The following is a 16,475-nucleotide window of genomic DNA, read 5'->3' on the forward strand; positions in this document are numbered from 1 at the left end:
CATCTGCCCGGGAAAAGCAACCGCCCGCCATCCCAGGCGGCACACGCCTCAGGCGGGGGCGAGCGCGCCCGCCGGCAGGAGCACGGACACGAGGGCGACCACGGCCCCGACCGCCCGGTGAACCGCTCCTGGGCCTCGGGGCCCCGGGTCACCGCGAAGCTCGACATGCCGCCCATGCCTGGGTTCCACGGCAGGAGACACTAGTGACCAGGCCTGTCCGGGGCTGGAACGTCGCGTTCCCGTCCGGGAGCGTCCGCCCCGGCGCGGGTCGAGCGGTTCATGCCCCGGGCGGCGCCGTGGACTCGCGCACCACGAGCCCGGGAGGGGCGATCGCGGGCACGTCGGCCGGGGTACCGTCCAGCGCGGCCACGAGCGTCAGCGCGGCTGCCCGTCCGAGCCCCACCAGGTCGTGGCCGACCGTGGTCAGGCGCGGCTGCACGAGCGCGCCCAGGGGCAGGCCGTCGTGGCCGACGACGGACAGGTCCCGGGGCACCTCCAGCCCCCGCCTGCGCGCGGCGCTGATCCCGGCGATCGCCATCATGTCGTTGGCGAACAGGATCGCGGTGGGACGCTCCGCCGCCGACAGCGCCTCGTCGGTGGCCGCGGCCGCCCCCTCGGTGGTGAAGTCGGGGACCGTCAGCACGACGGCGGACAGCCCGTGCCGCCGCACCTGCTCCTCCACGATCCGGCGGCGGAACCCGGTGTGCACGCGGTCCTCGGGACCGCACACGTAGGCCACCCGCCGGTGCCCCAGCGAGGCAAGGTGCCGGACCGCCTCGACCAGACCCCGCTCCTGGTCGGGGGCGAGCACCGAGGCGACCGGGTCGTCGCGCCAGGGCATGCCGATCAGCACCGAGGGGAGCCCGAGCCGCCTCAGCAGATCGAACCGGGGGTCGCGGACCAGGCTCTCGGTGAGGATGACGCCGTCCACCCGGCGCTCCTCGGCCAGACGGCGGTAGGCGCGCCGTTCGGCGTCCTCCTCCTCGCCCACGATGTGCAGCAGCAGGCCGTAGTCCAATGGGGCGAGTTCGCGCTCGATGCCCGAGATCAGCACACCGAAGTGCGGGTCGTAGGACAGCAGGTCGGGGGAGCGGCGCGAGACCATGCCGATGGCCCGGGTGCGCGCCCCGCGCAGCGCCACGGCCGCGGCCGAGGGCGACCACTGGAGCTTGTCCACCGCGTCCAGGACCCGCCGCCGGGTGGGTTCGGCGATACGGCCCTTGTTGTTGACCACCTTCGACACGGCCGAGACCGACACCCCCGCCAGCGCGGCGACGTCGGAGATCGTGGGGCGGCCGGTGGATCCGCGGACGGCCGTCATGGCGTCCTCCGGCCGGACGGGGCGCCGGGGGTCTGCTCGCGCACCAGTGCCGCTCCCTTCGTTGTGGCGGGCCCGGGGCGCGGACAGGCTGCCAGTGGGTGTGTGTGGGGGCCTCCCGGAGCGCACCGGAGAGCCCTCGGGAAAACGATGAACCCGAACGTTTCGGCGGACCATACCTCATCGAAAGCGGTTTATCCAGGTCTCGACAGCCGCATGCGAAAACGATATACCTACGACGTCAGGCACAGCGCGGGGAGTCGGCGAAAGCGCGGCGCGACTCCGCCGGGCTCACCATGGCCCCGGGCCGCGGGGGCGCGCCACCGTCCGGCCGCCTCCGCGGACCGGTTACGCCGGGTACCGCGGTACACCCCCATCCACGAGGAAGCACCCATGAGGATCACCTCCGCCGACGTCATCGTGACGTGCCCGGGACGCAACTACGTCACCCTCAAGATCACCACCGAGGACGGGACCACCGGCCTCGGCGACGCCACCCTGAACGGCCGCGAACTCTCCGTCGCCTCCTACCTGCGCGACCACGTCTGCCCGCTGCTCGTGGGCCGCGACTCCGGCCGTATCAACGACGTCTGGCAGTACCTGTACCGCGGCGCCTACTGGCGGCGCGGCCCCGTCACCATGACCGCGATCGCCGCCGTGGACTGCGCCCTGTGGGACATCCTCGGCAAGCAGGTCGGCAAGCCCGTCCACCGCCTGATCGGCGGTGCCGCGCGCGACGGGGTCATGGTCTACGGACACGCCAGCGGCCGGTCCGTGGACGACCTCCTGGACTCGGTCGGCGGCTTCCTGGACCAGGGGTACCGGGCGGTGCGCGTCCAGGCCGCCGTCCCGGGCCTGGAGAGCACCTACGGGCTGCACCACCCCGGCACCGGCCACACCTACGAGCCCGCCGACGCGGCGGTGCCCACCGACAACGTCTGGCACACTCCCGCCTACCTGGACTTCGCGCCCGAGATGATGAAGGCGGTCCGGGAGAGGTTCGGCTACGGCTTCCACCTGCTGCACGACGTGCACCACCGGCTCTCCCCGCTGGAGGCCGCGCAGTTGGGCAGGTCGCTGGAGCCCTACCGCATGTTCTGGATCGAGGACCCCACCCCGGCCGAGGACCAGGAGGCGTTCCGCACGATCCGCCAGCACACCACGACCCCGCTGGCGGTGGGAGAGGTATTCAACACGATCTGGGACTGCCAGCACCTGATCACCGAGCGGCTCATCGACTACATCCGCATGTCGGTCTCGCACAGCGGGGGCATCACGCACCTGCGCCGGATCTTCGACCTGGCCGACCTGTACGGGGTGCGCACCGGCTCGCACGGCGCGGGCGACCTGTCGCCGGTGTCGTTCGCCGCGGCCCTGCACCTGGACCTGACAGTGCCCAACTTCGGCATCCAGGAGTACATGGGGCACCTGGAGCCCGCCAGCGAGGTGTTCCGGACCTCCTACACCTTCGCGGACGGCTACATGCACCCGGGCGACGCCCCGGGGCTGGGGGTGGAGATCGACGAGGAGGCCGCGGCCCGCTACCCCTACGAGGCCCGGTACCTGCCGGTCAACCGCAGGCTCGACGGCTCGATGCACGACTGGTGAGGCGCGGAGGCGCCGCGCCTCACCCGGCCCGCGGTGCGCTCTGCCCGACCGGAGCGTTCCGGCACCGGGCCGCACACCGGGGCGGGCGCGCGGGGGACGCGCGCCCGCCCGCTCCGGAGGAGGCGGCTAGGACGCCACGCCGCTGAGCTCGTTGGGCTCGGCGTCCAGGGTCACCGAGGCGGTGACCTCACCGGACTCCAGGTCCAGTGCGTGGACCTGCTTCGCGGCGGGGTCGCTCACGTAGGCGGTGGCGCCGCGCACGAACAGGGCCGGACGGGGCTGCTGCCACTCCAGCGGCTCCCGCCACTCGTCCATGACCTCGATGCCGTCCACGACCTCGCCCGACTCGGGGTCGATCACGTGCAGGCTGCCGTCGGTTCCCAGGACCAGGGCCTCCCCCTCGGGGCCGCGGCCCAGGGAGCGGAAGGTGTAGCTGGAGGGCAGGTCGACCAGGGTCAGTTCCCCGGCGGCGGTGTCCACGAGCGCGACCCGCTCGGGGCGCTCCAGTTCGGCGTCGGGGTCGGTCTTGTAGTCGCCCAGCACGATCGGCGACTCCTCGCTCCCGGCCTGGTTGCCGATGCGCCCGTACCCGTCGGGGCTGTCCACCTTGGTGAACTCGCCGTCCTGGTAGACCAGGACGCCGTCCTCGCAACCGATGACGACGGCCTCGCCCTCTGCCGTGGTCTCGCCGTGCACGCCCGGGCACTCCTCGCTTCGGGCGACCTCCTCGCCGGAGGCGTCCAGGACGACGGCGCCGACCCGCTCCTCCTCGTCGCCCAGGGTCAGCAGCGTCTCGCCGCTGGCCAGCTCCACGGCCACGCCGTGGTGGGCCTCCTCCGCGCTGCTCACATCGGTCTCGGGCAGACCGTCGCCGAGGGAGTCGGTGTCGAAGGCGGTGATCTCGCCGCTGCCGTCGGCGAACAGGACGGTCCTGCCCGCGTGCCGGACGACGTGCCCGGGGGTGTCGGCGGGGAAGAGGGTGTCGGTCAGCTCCGCGCCGGCCGCGTCCAGGACCTGGAAGCCCTCCGAGGTGGAGACCAGCACGTGCCGGTCGTCGCCCGCCGGGTTGATCCGGTTGAACCCCTCCAGGGCGATGTCCTGGACGACCTCCAGCGTCTGGCCGTCCAGGACGTACAGGCCGCCGTCGTAGGTGGTGACGACCGGGTTCTCCACCACGGTCCGCGCGGCGGACTGCTCCTCGCCGCCCTCCTCCTGGCCGGTGTCCTCTCCGGTGCCGCAGGCGGTCAGCAGCAGGCCTGCGGACAGCAGCACGGGCAGCGCCGCCCGTGCCGGGAACCGCGTCGTCGCGTCGTTCGTCGGGGTGCTCACGTTTCTCTCTTTCGGGGTGGAAGGGTCCGCTGCGGTCGGGGGGAGGGGCCGCCGCGGTCGTGCCGGGGCTGTGGCCCGGTCACTCGCCACGCAGTCCGGTGGCGATGGCCTCGGTGTTGGAGCGCATCATCTCCAGGTAGGTGGCCGCGCCCCCGCCCTCCTCGCTCAGCGACTCGGAGAAGAGGGGGACGACCTCGATGTGCACGCCCGCCTCCTCCGCCATGGCCGTGGCCAGGCGGTCGGGCTGGGAGGAGTCGGCGAAGACGGCCTCGACACCCGCCGCGCTCACGGCGTCGGCCAGGGACTTGAGGTCGGAGCTGCTGGGCGAGGCCAGGGTCGTGCCGCTGGGGATCACGGCGCCCACGACCTCGAACCCGTAGCGTTCGGCGAGGTAGCCGAACACGTGGTGGTTGGTCACCAGGTTTCGGTCCTCCTCCGGGATCGCGGCGAACTCCTCGGCCATCCACGCGTCCAGCTCCTCCAGCTGTGCGGTGTAGGCCTCGGCGTTGGCGCGCACGGCCTCGGCGTCCACGCCGTCCACCTCGGCGACCACGTGTTCGGCGATCAGCTCGACGGCCCGGACGACCCGCCGCGGATCGGTCCAGAAGTGCGGGTCGGGCTCGCCCCCGTCCTCGTTGTCCGCGGCGTCCCCGCCGGGGGAGAAGTCCAGGGGGTCGACCTGTGCGCCGACCTCCAGGGCGGGTATCCCGGCCTCCTCGGCGGCGGCGACGTTGCGCAGCACGCCCTCCTCCAGGCCGAGCCCGTTGCAGACCACGAGCGCCGCGTTCTCCACGAGCGCGGCCTCGCGCGCGGAGACGCCGAAGGAGTGCGGGTCGGCGTTGGGCTTCATCAGGACGGTGACCTCGGCCTCCCCGCCCACGACCTCCCGCGTGAGGTCGCCCAGGATGTTGGTGGTCACCACGATCCCCTCGCCCCCGCTCTCCGAAGTGGAGCAGGAGGCAGTGCCGATGAGGGCGGCCCCGGCCAGGGCGGCGGCGGTCGCGGCGCGCGTGAGCGCCTTAGGAGTCGTCACGGCGGTCACCATCCCGTCTCGACCATGAGGTGCGGCGCGATGCCCGGGTCGAGGGTGCGCGCCACGCGCAGGTCGTCGTTGTAGTCGATCTCGTGCACCACTCCGCGCCCGGTGTCGTTGACGTAGGCGCGGCTGGTGTCCGCGCGGATGACGGGGGCGTGCGCGGTGTCGGTGCCGTCGAGCAGGTCGGCGGAGGCCAGTTCCCCACCCGAGGCCGGGTCCAGGGAGTGCAGGGTCCCGTCGCCGGTCAGCGCGAGGACGGGGGCGCCCTCGCCGACGGCCGTCGCGGTCACGGCGCCCTCCAGCTCCAGCGCGGTCCACCCCGGTTCGGCCAGGTCCAGGACCCACAGGTCGCCGCCGGTCGAGACCGAGGCCAGGGTCGCCGAACCGGGGCGGTGCCCGAACTCCTCGACCCGCTCCTCCGAGCCCTCGGGGTAGGCGACGATCTCGCCGGAGAGCTCCCCGTCCTCATCGGTGACGTGCAGGGCGCCCTCGGCGCAGCCGATGACCGCGCCGCGCCGGGTGAGGGCCTGGCCGAGGGGGTCTGTGCAGGCGGCGTCGAGCGTGGCGACGGGGGAGCCGTCCCGGTCGAGCACCTCGACCGCGCCCCCGGAGCCGCCCCCGGCCACCAGGAGGTGTTCGGCGAAGGGCAGGACCACCGAGGCGCCGTCGGGCGGGGCCGCGGCCTCCTCGACCGACCCCTCCTCCAGAGCGGCCCGGTCGAGCACGGCGGCGCCGTCCGTGGCGGTCAGCGCGGTCAGGGCCGTGTCGGAGGCGACCCGGCCCGCGGCCAGGCCCTCCACCGCGCCCGCCAGCCCGACGCCGGTCCGGTAGTAGTGCTTGTGGTCCCCGTGGTCGACGGTCCACGCGCCGCTGTCCACCACGGTGGTCATCCGGTGGTCGGATGAGTACAGGTACGCGAAGCGGCCGTCCCCGGCGATGCCGTCGAGGCCCTCCACGGGGTCGAGTTCCGTCGTCTCCTCGGTGATCAGGTCGAGCACCCGGACGTCTCCGCTGCCGGGGTCGGCGACCACGAGGCGGGACTGGGGCTCGGCCGCCTCCTCCGCGCCCTCGACGTAGCCGTGCGGGACCTCCTCCTCCAGCTGCTCCGCGCCGTCCCGCGCGGCGCCGCAGCCGGTCAGCAGGACGAGGGCGGACAGCCCGGCCGCGCCCGCGGGAGCGCACGGCCGCCGCGAGCGCGGAGGCGAAGAAGAACGCGGTGGCCGTCGCGGCGATCGTGGCCCCGGCAGCCGTCTCCCAGTGCCAGGAGGCGAGCAGTCCGAGGAAGGTCGCGGCGCTGCCCAGCACGGCCGCGCCGAGCATGATCGCGGGCACGCTGCGCGCCCACAGGGCCGCGGCCGCCGGAGGCGCGATGAGCAGCCCGAACACCAGCAGCGTGCCGACCACGTGGAACGAGGCGACCACGGCCAGGGTGACCAGGCCGAGCAGGACGCCGTGGGCGGCCCGGGGTGCCAGCCCCAGGGTGGCGGCCTTGCGCGGGTCGAAGGCCAGGGCGAGGAACGCCCGGTGCCCCGCGACGGCGACGACCAGGGCAGCGGCCAGCGCCAGGCCCAGGTGGACCAGGTCCTGTTCGCGCACCGCCAGGACGTCCCCGAACAGGAAGCCCGTGAGGTCGACCGCGAAGGAGGACGAGTGCGAGACCAGGATCACGCCGAGTGAGAGCATCCCGACGAAGAGCAGCCCGATGCTCGTGTCCTGGGACAGCCGGGACGAGCGGCCCAGCGCGGTGACGCCCGCGGCCATCGCCCCGGCTGCCAGGGCCGCGCCCAGCATGAGGTTCTGGCCCAGCAGGGACGCCAGGGCCACCCCGGGCAGCATCCCGTGCGACATCGCGTCGCCGAGGAAGGCCATGCCGCGCAGCACCACCCAGGTCCCGGCTACGGCGCAGATGAGGGAGACCAGGATGCCTCCCCACAGCGCACGCTGCACGAACACGACCCCGAACGGGTCGAACAGAGCTTCCATAGTGGGACACTGTATAACGATAACCATTGTCATTTGCACATCGGGGTGAGCGTGAGGAACGGGATGAACCGTCTGGAACTGGACGGCGTGTACGCCGGATACGGGCGCGAGGACGTCCTGCGGGGCGTCGACGCGGCGGTCCCTGAGGGCGCGGTCACGGCGCTCGTGGGGCCCAACGGGTCGGGCAAGTCCACACTGCTCGGCCTCATGGCGGGCACGGTCGCGGTCCGCCGGGGCGGGGTCCGGGCCCCGCGTCCGGGCCGCCCCGCCTTCGTGGTCCAGCGCAGCGCCGTCCCCGACGCCCTGCCGGTCACCGTGCGCGGGGCCGTCGCGATGGGGCGGTGGGCCCACCGGGGGTTCTGGCGGCCGCTGACCCGGCGCGACCGCGCCGTGGTCGCGGAGTGCCTGGAGCGCCTGGACGTCGCCGACCTGGCCGACCGCCGCCTGGGGGAGTTGTCGGGCGGTCAGCGTCAGCGGGTGCTCATCGCCCAGGGTCTGGCGCAGGAGGCGGACCTGCTGCTGCTGGACGAGCCCTCGGCCGGGCTGGACCACCGTGCGCGCGAGTACGTGCGCCGCGTCCTGGAGCGGGCCCGCGCCGACGGGGTCACCGTCGTGCACGCCACCCACTCCCCCGACGAGGCCTTCGACGCCGACCACTGCCTGGTGCTCGCGGGCGGGCGGATCGCTGCCTCGGGGCCGCCGGAGGAGGCCGCGCGGGCCTGGGAGGGGGCGCGGAGCGCCGGATTCCGTTGAGACTCAAGGCCGAGGCCATGACCGCCTCGGCCGAAGGCGCCACCCGCGCGCCGGGCGTCGATGTGCGTCGGAAGGCGGGGTCGAACCGGGCGCTCCCGGCCAAGGGGTGGTCGGAATCCTCCTCGTTCACCGGGGAGGGGAAGCCGACACCCCCCGGGGTCCGCCCTTCGTCTTCGCGGTGAGCGCGCTCTTCGCCGCCGCGGCCGTCGCCGTGGTCCCGGTGGCGCGGAGGTGTCGAGAGAAATGGGGTGTTTGGCCGGTTTGCGGCCACTGAGGGCTTGATCATGACGCCTTCATCACATAAGTTCGCTTCCGGCGCAGACGTTCGACATTCGCGTGATCACTCTCCGTGATGGGACTGCTCTCGACAGGGTGGAACACCCCGCCCAGCCCGGTTCCCGGCAACCCCGGGAGGATCCCGGACCGGCAGGAGCGGCCCCGGCGTCGGCGCACCCACCGCGACAAGCAGAACACGAAGCGGGATCCATGACGCGCACCAGTCCCCTGACCTCGTTCCTCGACTACGAGAGGAGCATCGCGCCACCCGGCTACAGCCGGTGGCTCATCCCGCCCGCGGCCCTGGCGGTACACCTGTCCATCGGCCAGGTGTACGCGTTCAGCGTCTTCCGCAACCCGCTGGTCGAGCGGTTCGACACCTCGCTGACCGCGATCGGGATCATCTTCAGCACCGCCATCGTCATGCTCGGCCTGTCGGCCGCGTTCGGCGGCAAGTGGGTGGAGCGCAACGGCCCGCGCAAGGCGATGTTCGCCTCCGGCCTGTTCTGGTCCGGCGGGTTCGCGGTAGCCGCGCTCGGCGTGGCGACCGGACAGCTCTGGCTGGTCTACCTCGGCTACGGCGTCCTCGGCGGTCTCGGCCTGGGCATCGGCTACATCTCGCCGGTCTCCACCCTCATCAAGTGGTTCCCCGACCGCCCCGGTCTGGCCACGGGCATCGCGATCATGGGCTTCGGCGGCGGCGCGCTCATCGCCTCGCCGCTGTCCTCCGAACTCCTGCGGCGCTACGCCGACACCCCCGCGGACGCCGTCGCCCCCGCGTTCCTCACCCTGGGCGCTGTCTACTTCGTGATCATGATGCTGGGCGCCTTCACCGCGCGCGTCCCGCCGCGGGGCTGGCGGCCCCGCGCAGCCGCGGCCGAGGAGCCCGGGGACGCCTCCGCCGTCGCGTCCCCCGCCCTGGAGGGGGTGTCGGTGGAGACCGCCGTGCGCACCCCGCAGTTCTGGCTCCTGTGGACCGTGCTCTTCTGCAACGTCACCGCCGGCATCGGAATCCTGGAGCAGGCCTCGCCCATGGTGCAGGAGTTCTTCACCGGGGTCGGCCCGGCCGAGGCGGCGGGCTACGTCGGCTTCCTCTCCCTGTGCAACATGCTCGGGCGGCTCGTGTGGTCCTCGGCCTCCGACGCGATCGGCCGCAAGCGCGTCTACATCGGTTACCTCGGCCTGGGCGGGCTCCTCTACCTGCTGATCGCCATCGCCGGAACCAGCTCGATCGTGCTGTTCGTGGCGCTGACCGGCGTCATCCTGTCCTTCTACGGCGGCGGCTTCTCCACGGTGCCCGCCTACCTGAAGGACCTGTTCGGCACCTTCAACGTGGGCGCCATCCACGGCAGGCTCCTCACCGCCTGGTCGCTGGCCGGGGTCGCCGGACCGATGATCGTCAACGTCATCGCCGACGCGCAGTTGGCCGCCGGACACGACGGGGCCGAGCTCTACGGGCTCTCCCTCTACGTCATGGTCGGCGTCATGGCCGTGGGCTTCCTCGCGAACACGCTGGTCCGGCCGCTGCCCGAGCGGGTCCACCAGCGCGACCGGGAACGCGTCGCAGGGCGCAGCTGAGCCCGAAACCTGGGCGGGGCCGCGACGGGTGCCGCCGCCGCAACCCAACACACGCCTCACCGGTCACCGAGGAAGGGCCACACATGTCAGGCAACCGGAGCACCAACGCCTCCACCGTCACCGCGATCCTGCTGTGGGTCATCGTGCTCGCCGCCCTGGCCTACGGGGTGGCGCAGACCGCGGTGGACGCCGCGGCTCTCTTCGCCTCCTGAGGGGCGGCTCCGTCCGAGCCCGCCGGGCGGGACGCCGCCGCGTCGGCCGCCCACAGCTCCCTCCCGGGGGAGCCCGTGGGCAGCCGACGTTTCGCACGCGTCCCCCCGGGCGTCGGCGTCCCGCCCGCGTCAGGCCCCGCCCCGGCTCTCGCCCTTGGCCCAGGCGGTGACCAGCCTCTGGGCGTCGGGGCGGCGCGGCATGGCCACGATGAGCAGGTCGTTCTCACGGACCCGGGTGTGCGCGGAGGGCACCAGCGCCCGCTTGCCCCGCACGATCGTGGTGACCAGGCCGTGCGGCGGTTCCAGCTCCCCGAGCAGCCTGCCCACGATGTACAGCCCCGGCGCCGCGCGCACCTCGATCAGCTCGGTGCCCAGGTCGCTGATGGGCACGTCCGCCACCACGGGTTCGAGCGAGTGCCCGCCCCGGGTCAGCCCCAGCAGGCCCGCGGCGGCGCGGATGCTGGTGCCCTGCACCGCCGCGGAGACCAGCACGACGAAGAAGACGATGTCGAAGATCAGCGCGCCGTCGGGATACCCGGCCACGAACGGGAACGTGGCCAGCACGATCGGCACGGCGCCGCGCAGCCCCACCCAGCTCACGAAGACGATCTCCCGCCACGTGTAGCCGAACCACACCAGGCACAGCGCCACCGTCGCCGGACGGGCCGCCAGCACCAGGACCGCGCTGACGGCCAGCCCCGGGAGCGCCACCTCCGGCAGGTCGGAGGGGAAGACCAGCATCCCCAGCAGCAGGAACAGCCCCACCTCGGCGGTGCTGGACAGGCCCTCGTGGAAGGTCCGGATGCCCCGCCGGTGCAGGGGCGCGCGGGCGCCCACGACCAGCCCCGTGACGTAGACCGCCAGGAAGCCCGAGGCGCCCGCCAGCGCCGCGGCGCCGTAGGAGACCCCGGCCACGCCCAGCGCCAGCACCGGGTAGACCCCCGCCGGTCCCAGGTTGACGCGGGTCAGCAGCCAGCTTCCGGCCAGTCCCGCCGAGGCGCCCACGACCAGGCCCCCGACCAGCTGCATGAGGGCGAACAGCGCCCACTCGGCCGGGGACGGCGTGTCCTGCCAGGTGGCGATGAGGCCGATGGTGAGCAGGACGGCGATCGGGTCGTTGGCGCCGGACTCCACCTCCAGCAGGGACGCGACCTTGCGGGGCAGCGGGGCCCTTCGTAGCATGGCGAACACCGCTGCGGCGTCGGTGGAGGCCACGACCGCGCCGATGAGCAGGGCGGTCAGGGGGCGCACGTCCAGCAGCAGGTACGTGCCTGCCGCCACGATCAGCGCCGTGCCCGCCACGGCCGCGGTGGCCAGCGCGAACCCGGGGGCTGCGGCGCGCCTCAGGTCTCCGGGCTTGGTTGTCAGGCCGCCCTCGAAGAGGATGAGGATCAGCCCGACGGATCCTCCGATCTGGGCGACCTCGGGGTTGTCCAGCCGGATCAGCCCGAGCCCGTCGTCGGCGATGAGCATGCCCAGCGCCAGGAACAGCAGCAGGCCGGGCAGCCGGACGCGGTTGGCGAAGCCCGAGGCCAGGATCGCCGCCACCAGCAGGAGTCCGGCAGTCAGGATCCACCCGTCGGCGGGCAGGTGTACTGTCATCGTCCCCCGTCGTCGGCTCTGGGACGCGGTGGAGGGGGAGTGCCGATGGCCGCCGGTGGTGAGGACGGCACCGCACGGGCCCCCGCCCGCGCCATCACCCGGTTCCTGGTGCCCCTGGACGGCACCGCCGGTGCGGCGGCCGCCCTCGGCCCGGCGCTGCGCGCCGCCCGCGTCCTGCGGGTCCCCCTGGAACTGCTGACCGTGCGCGACCGCGTGAACCGCGCCTGGGTCGAGGACGTCGACGCCGTCGCGGCGGGCCTGGACTACGACCGCGTCGAGGTCTCCATGGTCGGCTCCGGCTGGCCGGGGGACGTGATCGTCGACGCGGTCGCCGAGCAGCCCGGAACGGTCGTGTGCATGGCCACCCACGACCGCGACCGGTTCTCACGCCTGGTGGCGGGCAGCGTCACCGGACACGTGCTGCGCCAAGCCGACGCCCCGGTGCTCATGATAGGTCCCGGGTACCTGCGTGACGGGGGAGGCGGGGCCGACGGCCGCGCCCTCGTGTGCCTGGACGGCGGTCCCCGCGACGCCGACGCCCTCGCCCTGGGACGGGGGTGGGCCCGCCAGCTCGGACTGGAGGTGGAACTGGTGCACGTGGCCCCGCCCGGCGGAACGGCGGCGGCCGAGGCGCGGCTGTCGGGGGCCGCGCGGAGGCTGGAGGCCGAGGGACTGGCGGTGCGCACGACCGCGCTGACCGGTGCCGACCCCGCGGGCGGCGTCACCGGGCTGCTCCACCGCCGCCCCGGCGCCCTGGCTGTGCTCGCCAGCCGCGCCCGAGTGGGGCTCCCCAAGCTCGTCCTGGGCAGCGTCAGTTCGCGGATCCTCGCGGCCAGCCCCCGCCCCGTCCTCCTCACGCGCTCGTCCTGAGGCCGCGCTCCCCGACGCGCTGACCGGGAACGCCGCCCGCGCGGCGCGGGCTCCGGCGTCCCCGCGCGACCGGTGCGTCAGTCGGCGGCCAGGGTCTGGCGGTAGTGCGCGATGAGCGCCTCGTCGGGACCGGCCTGCGCCGGTTCCGCGCGTCCGTCCAGCGCGGCGGCGAGCGTGCGCAGGCACACGTCCCATCCGGCCGCGGTGTTGGCCGTCCACGCCGGGTCGGCGACGGTGTTGGACAGGCGCAGCACGCACCCGCCGCCGTCCTCCTCCAGGGTCCAGCGAAGGTCCTCGCCGCCCCAGTGGAAGGCCAGGACGTGCGGTGGCGCGAACTCGGTGATCGGCGCGGTCTCCGGTTCCTCTCCGGGGAAGGTGAGCGTGAGCGCGCCGCCCTCGCGCGCGTCGATCGCCACCCGGCAGGGGAACCACCGGCTGAGCGCCTCGTCGGTGGTCAGCGCGGCCCAGACCGTCGGCAGCGGGTGCGGGTAGCGTCGGGTGAATCGCAGTACGGGAGCGCCGGACGTGCTCGTCCCGACGCGGACCTCGGTGCTCATGGTTGCCGCCCCTCCTGCGGGTGTGTGGAGTCCAGGTACTCGCCCAGTCCGTCCAGCCGCTCCGTCCAGAACGCCCGGTAGGGGCTCAGCCAGTCGTCCAGGTCGCGCAGCGCCTCGGCCCGCAGGCGGTAGCGCCGCCCCTGACGCTCGGCGGTCTCGGAGACCAGCCCGGCGGTGCGCAGCACGCGCAGGTGCTTGGAGACGTTGGGCTGGCTCATCTCCAGCCCGGCGACCAGGTCCTTGACGAGCAGGCCCCCGCTGCGGCGCAGCGCGTCCAGGATGCGGCGCCTGCTGGGCTCGGCCAGGACGGCGAACAGATCGGGCATACACTGAGTATGCCTACTCGGTTATATAACCTTCAAGACATAAAAGGTGAGATGCGTGTTCCGCGTGGCGGCGGACGCCCGGGGCCGCCGCCCGCTCCCCGGAGGTGCGGTCTCCGGTGAGCGGGCGGGTCCGCCCTTGCGGGGCGCCCTCAGCGCAGGGCGCCGACCCCGGAGTCCGTCGCCAGATCCGCGTACCCGGCCGTCCAGCCCTCCGCCCCCAGCCGCCTCAGCAGCGGCCCGGCGGTGGTGGCCGGCGCCGCGAACTCCGCCGTCAGGGTGTCGTGGCCCCAGGAGGCGGACACGTCGTCGGCGGTGACGCCGGACTCGTCCAGCACCGCCAGCAGCCGTGCCAGCTCGCCGGGGGCCTCCTCCACCGCCACCCGCAGACGAGCCCCGCCCGGCGGCTGTTCCCGGAGCAGCCCCAGACCCTGGGAGCCCCGGTCCAGCAGGTCGCGCACCCGGTCCGACTCCCGTGCGCCCTGCCCCGGACCGGAGCGGGAGAGCGCGTCCAGGGAGGCCAGCACCAGTGACAGGTCCTCGTGCAGGTCGCGCAGCACCCCGACCAGCGGACCGGAGTTGGCGCGCAGGATGTCGGTCCACAGCCGGGGGTCGCCGCCCGCGACGCGGGTGGTGTCGCGTAGCCCCTGCCCGGCCAGGCGGAAGGCCTCCTCGGCCCCGCCGCGCAACCGCGCCGCCATCAGACTCGCCACCACGTGCGGTGCGTGCGAGGTCAGCGCCACCACGTCGTCGTGGGCCTGGCTGTCCATCATCACCGGGACCGCGCCGCACAGGCAGATCATCTCCAGCGCCCGGTTGAGCACCGGCCGCGCGGTGGCCGCCGTCGGTGTGAGTACCCAGGTACGGCCCTCGAACAGGTCGGAGCGGGCAGCCAGGGGACCCGCCCGCTCCCGTCCGGCCAGGGGGTGGCCGCCGATGAACGCCGCCGGGTCCGCGATGGCGCTCAGCACGTCCCGGCCGGGCGCGGACTTAACGCTGGCCACGTCCGTGTAGGCCCGGGCCAGACCGCGCAACTGCTGCTCTGCCAGGACGGCGCCGACCATGCTGGGCGGCACCGCGATCACGGCCAGGTCCGCCGCCTCTGCCGGGGCGCCTACCGTTCCGGCGCCCAGCGCTGCGGCGGTGCGGGCCGCGGCGGGGTCCCGGTCCATCAGGTGGACGGCGACCCCGTGCCGTCCCGCGGCCAGCGCCACGGACGTTCCGATGAGCCCCGTGCCGACCACCGCCATGGTGCGGATCACGGCGCACCGCCCTCCAGGTCCTCGCGCAGGCACGCGGCTCCGCCCAGGTAGACGTGCTGGACGTCCGCGCGGGCCAGGCCGCTGCGCGCGTGCACCATCAGGCGCACCGTCCGGGGCAACGCCCCGGACACGTCCAGCTCCCGCGCGCACATCAGGGGCACGTCCAGCAGTCCCAGCTCGCGCGCCGCCTCCGCAGGGAAGGCGCTCACCAGGTCCGAGGTGGAGGTGAACAGGATGCTCACCAGGTCCTCGCCGCCGATGCCGTTGGCGTCCAGGACCTTGGTGAGCAGCTCGCGGACCCCGGCGAGCAGGTGCTCCCTCTCGTCGCGGTCCAGTTGCACCGCTCCGCGTACCGCGCACACGTTCATCGGAGCGCCTCCCCGGCCCGGCGGCCCTCTCCCAGGACCTCGGCGACCAGGAAGGCCAGGTCCAGGGACTGGCTGCGGTTCAGGCGCGGGTCGCAGGCGGTCTCGTACCGGCGCCGCAGGTCGTCCACGCCGATGCGGCTCCCGCCGCCCACGCACTCGGTCACGTCGTCGCCGGTCAGCTCCACGTGGATGCCGCCGGGGTGGGTGCCCAGGGCCTGGTGGACCTCGAAGAAGCCCCGCACCTCGTCCAGGACGTCGTCGAAGCGCCGGGTCTTGTGCCCGCTGCCGGCGGTGAAGGTGTTGCCGTGCATGGGGTCGCACACCCACGCGACCCGCGCGCCGGACGCCGTGACCTTCTCCACCAGCGCGGGCAGCCGGTCGCGGACGCGTCCTGCGCCCATCCTCGTGATGAGGGTCAGCCGTCCGGGCTCGCGTTCGGGATCGAGCCTGTCCACCAGCGCCAGCACCTCGTCCGGTTCGGCGCCGGGGCCGAGCTTGACCCCGACCGGGTTGCGTATGCGCGAGGCGAACTCCACGTGCGCCCCGTCCAGCCGCCGTGTGCGCTCGCCGATCCAGACCATGTGCCCGGACACCGCGTAGAGTCCGCCGGTACGCGAGTCCACACGGGTCAGCGCCGCCTCGTAGTCCAGCAGCAGGGCCTCGTGGGACGAGTAGAACTCGGTCGTGCGCACGGCCTCGGCGTCGGTGACCCCGCACGCCCGCATGAACGCCAGCGCGTTGTCGATCTCGCGGGCCAGGTGCTCGTAGCGCCGTCCGGCGGGGGAGTCGCGCACGAAGTCGCGGTTCCAGGCGTGCACCTGGGACAGGTCGGCGTAGCCGCCGGTGGTGAAGGCGCGCACCAGGTTCAGGGTCGCCGCGGAGGCGTGGTAGGTGCGCTTGAGCCGCTCGGGGTCGGGGCGCCTGTCCTCGGCGGTGAACGCGCGTCCGTTGACGGCGTCGCCGCGGTAGGAGGGCAGGCTCACCCCGTCACGGGTCTCGGTGGGGCTGGAACGCGGCTTGCCGTACTGCCCGGCGATGCGGCCCACCTTCACCACGGGGACGGAGCCCGCGTAGGTGAGCACGGCGCCCATCTGGAAGAGCGTCTTGAGCTTGTTCCTGATCTGGTCGGCGGAGACGCCGTCGAGGGCCTCGGCGCAGTCCCCTCCCTGGAGGAGGAACTCCTCGCCGCGCGCCACGGCGCCCAGACGGGCCCTGAGCTGGTCGCACTCGCCCGCGAAGACCAGTGGCGGGTATGAGGCCAGGTCGGTGAGCGCGTCGGCGAGGGCTTGGGGGTCGGGCCAGTCGGGCTGCTGTTCGGCGGGTAGGGAACGCCAGTCGTCCACGGTGGTCGTGCTCTGCTCGGGGTTCATGGTGGCCATGCCTCACAAGGGGGTGGGGGG

15 protein-coding genes and 1 pseudogene are annotated in these 16,475 nt (G+C 73.8%); 5 read left to right on the forward strand and 11 right to left on the reverse strand.

All coding sequences use genetic code 11. The features are described 5' to 3' along the window. Positions 1 to 277 precede the first annotated feature (277 nt). Positions 278 to 1,321 carry a LacI family DNA-binding transcriptional regulator gene (locus ABD54_RS09690; RefSeq protein WP_047869109.1) on the reverse strand — a complete coding sequence of 348 codons (1,044 nt, stop codon included), beginning with the start codon at positions 1,319 to 1,321 and terminating at the stop codon, positions 278 to 280. Between the two features lie 390 nt (positions 1,322 to 1,711). Between ABD54_RS09690 and manD the strand changes: the two genes are divergently transcribed. After that, positions 1,712 to 2,926 carry a D-mannonate dehydratase ManD gene (manD, locus tag ABD54_RS09695; protein ID WP_047869110.1) on the forward strand — a complete coding sequence of 405 codons (1,215 nt, stop codon included), beginning with the start codon at positions 1,712 to 1,714 and terminating at the stop codon, positions 2,924 to 2,926. A gap of 126 nt (positions 2,927 to 3,052) precedes the next feature. On the opposite strand, the gene aztD is transcribed toward manD, so the two are convergent. The 4 genes and pseudogenes from aztD to aztB all read right to left on the reverse strand — a co-directional run. Further along, positions 3,053 to 4,255 (reverse strand): zinc metallochaperone AztD, encoded by a 1,203-nt coding sequence (gene aztD, locus ABD54_RS09700; RefSeq protein ID WP_047869111.1) that lies wholly within the window; start codon positions 4,253 to 4,255, stop codon positions 3,053 to 3,055. Positions 4,256 to 4,334: 79 nt separating this feature from the next. Further along, positions 4,335 to 5,300, reverse strand: coding sequence for a zinc ABC transporter substrate-binding protein AztC (aztC, locus tag ABD54_RS09705; protein WP_047869112.1), 966 nt, complete (start codon positions 5,298 to 5,300; stop codon positions 4,335 to 4,337). Continuing rightward, a complete protein-coding gene (locus ABD54_RS09710) occupies positions 5,294 to 6,448 on the reverse strand; it encodes a hypothetical protein (RefSeq protein WP_047869113.1) in 1,155 nt (384 codons plus the stop codon). The genes aztC and ABD54_RS09710 overlap by 7 nt, the downstream gene beginning before the upstream one ends. Before the next feature lie 4 nt (positions 6,449 to 6,452). Beyond that, a pseudogene (aztB, locus tag ABD54_RS27155) lies at positions 6,453 to 7,274 on the reverse strand (zinc ABC transporter permease AztB); the annotation flags it as partial. 63 nt (positions 7,275 to 7,337) lie between these two features. Between aztB and aztA the strand changes: the two are divergent. From aztA to ABD54_RS29365, 3 genes are all read left to right on the forward strand, one after another. Beyond that, the gene (aztA, locus tag ABD54_RS09720; protein WP_047869115.1) at positions 7,338 to 8,027 is read left to right on the forward strand and encodes a zinc ABC transporter ATP-binding protein AztA; all 690 of its coding nucleotides are present in this window, start codon (positions 7,338 to 7,340) and stop codon (positions 8,025 to 8,027) included. 486 nt (positions 8,028 to 8,513) lie between these two features. Next, positions 8,514 to 9,881 (forward strand): OFA family MFS transporter, encoded by a 1,368-nt coding sequence (locus ABD54_RS09725; RefSeq protein WP_047869116.1) that lies wholly within the window; start codon positions 8,514 to 8,516, stop codon positions 9,879 to 9,881. Between the two features lie 83 nt (positions 9,882 to 9,964). Further along, positions 9,965 to 10,093, forward strand: coding sequence for a hypothetical protein (locus ABD54_RS29365; protein ID WP_268778178.1), 129 nt, complete (start codon positions 9,965 to 9,967; stop codon positions 10,091 to 10,093). Between the two features lie 129 nt (positions 10,094 to 10,222). Here ABD54_RS29365 and ABD54_RS09730 read toward each other — a convergent pair whose 3' ends face one another. Next, a complete protein-coding gene (locus ABD54_RS09730) occupies positions 10,223 to 11,695 on the reverse strand; it encodes a potassium/proton antiporter (RefSeq protein ID WP_047869117.1) in 1,473 nt (490 codons plus the stop codon). 45 nt (positions 11,696 to 11,740) lie between these two features. Between ABD54_RS09730 and ABD54_RS09735 the strand changes: the two genes are divergently transcribed. Continuing rightward, positions 11,741 to 12,565, forward strand: coding sequence for a universal stress protein (locus tag ABD54_RS09735; RefSeq protein WP_047869118.1), 825 nt, complete (start codon positions 11,741 to 11,743; stop codon positions 12,563 to 12,565). 77 nt (positions 12,566 to 12,642) lie between these two features. Here ABD54_RS09735 and ABD54_RS09740 read toward each other — a convergent pair whose 3' ends face one another. The 5 genes from ABD54_RS09740 to ABD54_RS09760 form a co-directional block, all read right to left on the reverse strand. Further along, positions 12,643 to 13,122, reverse strand: coding sequence for an SRPBCC family protein (locus ABD54_RS09740; protein WP_047869119.1), 480 nt, complete (start codon positions 13,120 to 13,122; stop codon positions 12,643 to 12,645). Beyond that, positions 13,119 to 13,448 (reverse strand): helix-turn-helix transcriptional regulator, encoded by a 330-nt coding sequence (locus ABD54_RS09745; RefSeq protein WP_047869120.1) that lies wholly within the window; start codon positions 13,446 to 13,448, stop codon positions 13,119 to 13,121. The genes ABD54_RS09740 and ABD54_RS09745 overlap by 4 nt, the downstream gene beginning before the upstream one ends. Positions 13,449 to 13,597: 149 nt before the next feature. After that, the gene (locus tag ABD54_RS09750) at positions 13,598 to 14,707 is read right to left on the reverse strand and encodes a prephenate dehydrogenase (RefSeq protein WP_053063567.1); all 1,110 of its coding nucleotides are present in this window, start codon (positions 14,705 to 14,707) and stop codon (positions 13,598 to 13,600) included. After that, complete coding sequence (gene aroH / locus ABD54_RS09755) at positions 14,704 to 15,075, reverse strand: chorismate mutase (RefSeq protein ID WP_047869121.1); 372 nt, start codon at positions 15,073 to 15,075, stop codon at positions 14,704 to 14,706. Before aroH ends, ABD54_RS09750 begins: the two co-directional genes overlap by 4 nt. Then, complete coding sequence (locus ABD54_RS09760; protein ID WP_200904075.1) at positions 15,072 to 16,454, reverse strand: class II 3-deoxy-7-phosphoheptulonate synthase; 1,383 nt, start codon at positions 16,452 to 16,454, stop codon at positions 15,072 to 15,074. Before ABD54_RS09760 ends, aroH begins: the two co-directional genes overlap by 4 nt. Between the last annotated feature and the right edge of the window lie 21 nt (positions 16,455 to 16,475).

It is taken from the genome of Nocardiopsis sp. RV163 (genome assembly GCF_001029525.1).
In the GTDB taxonomy this organism is placed as follows: Bacteria; Actinomycetota; Actinomycetes; order Streptosporangiales; family Streptosporangiaceae; genus Nocardiopsis; species Nocardiopsis dassonvillei.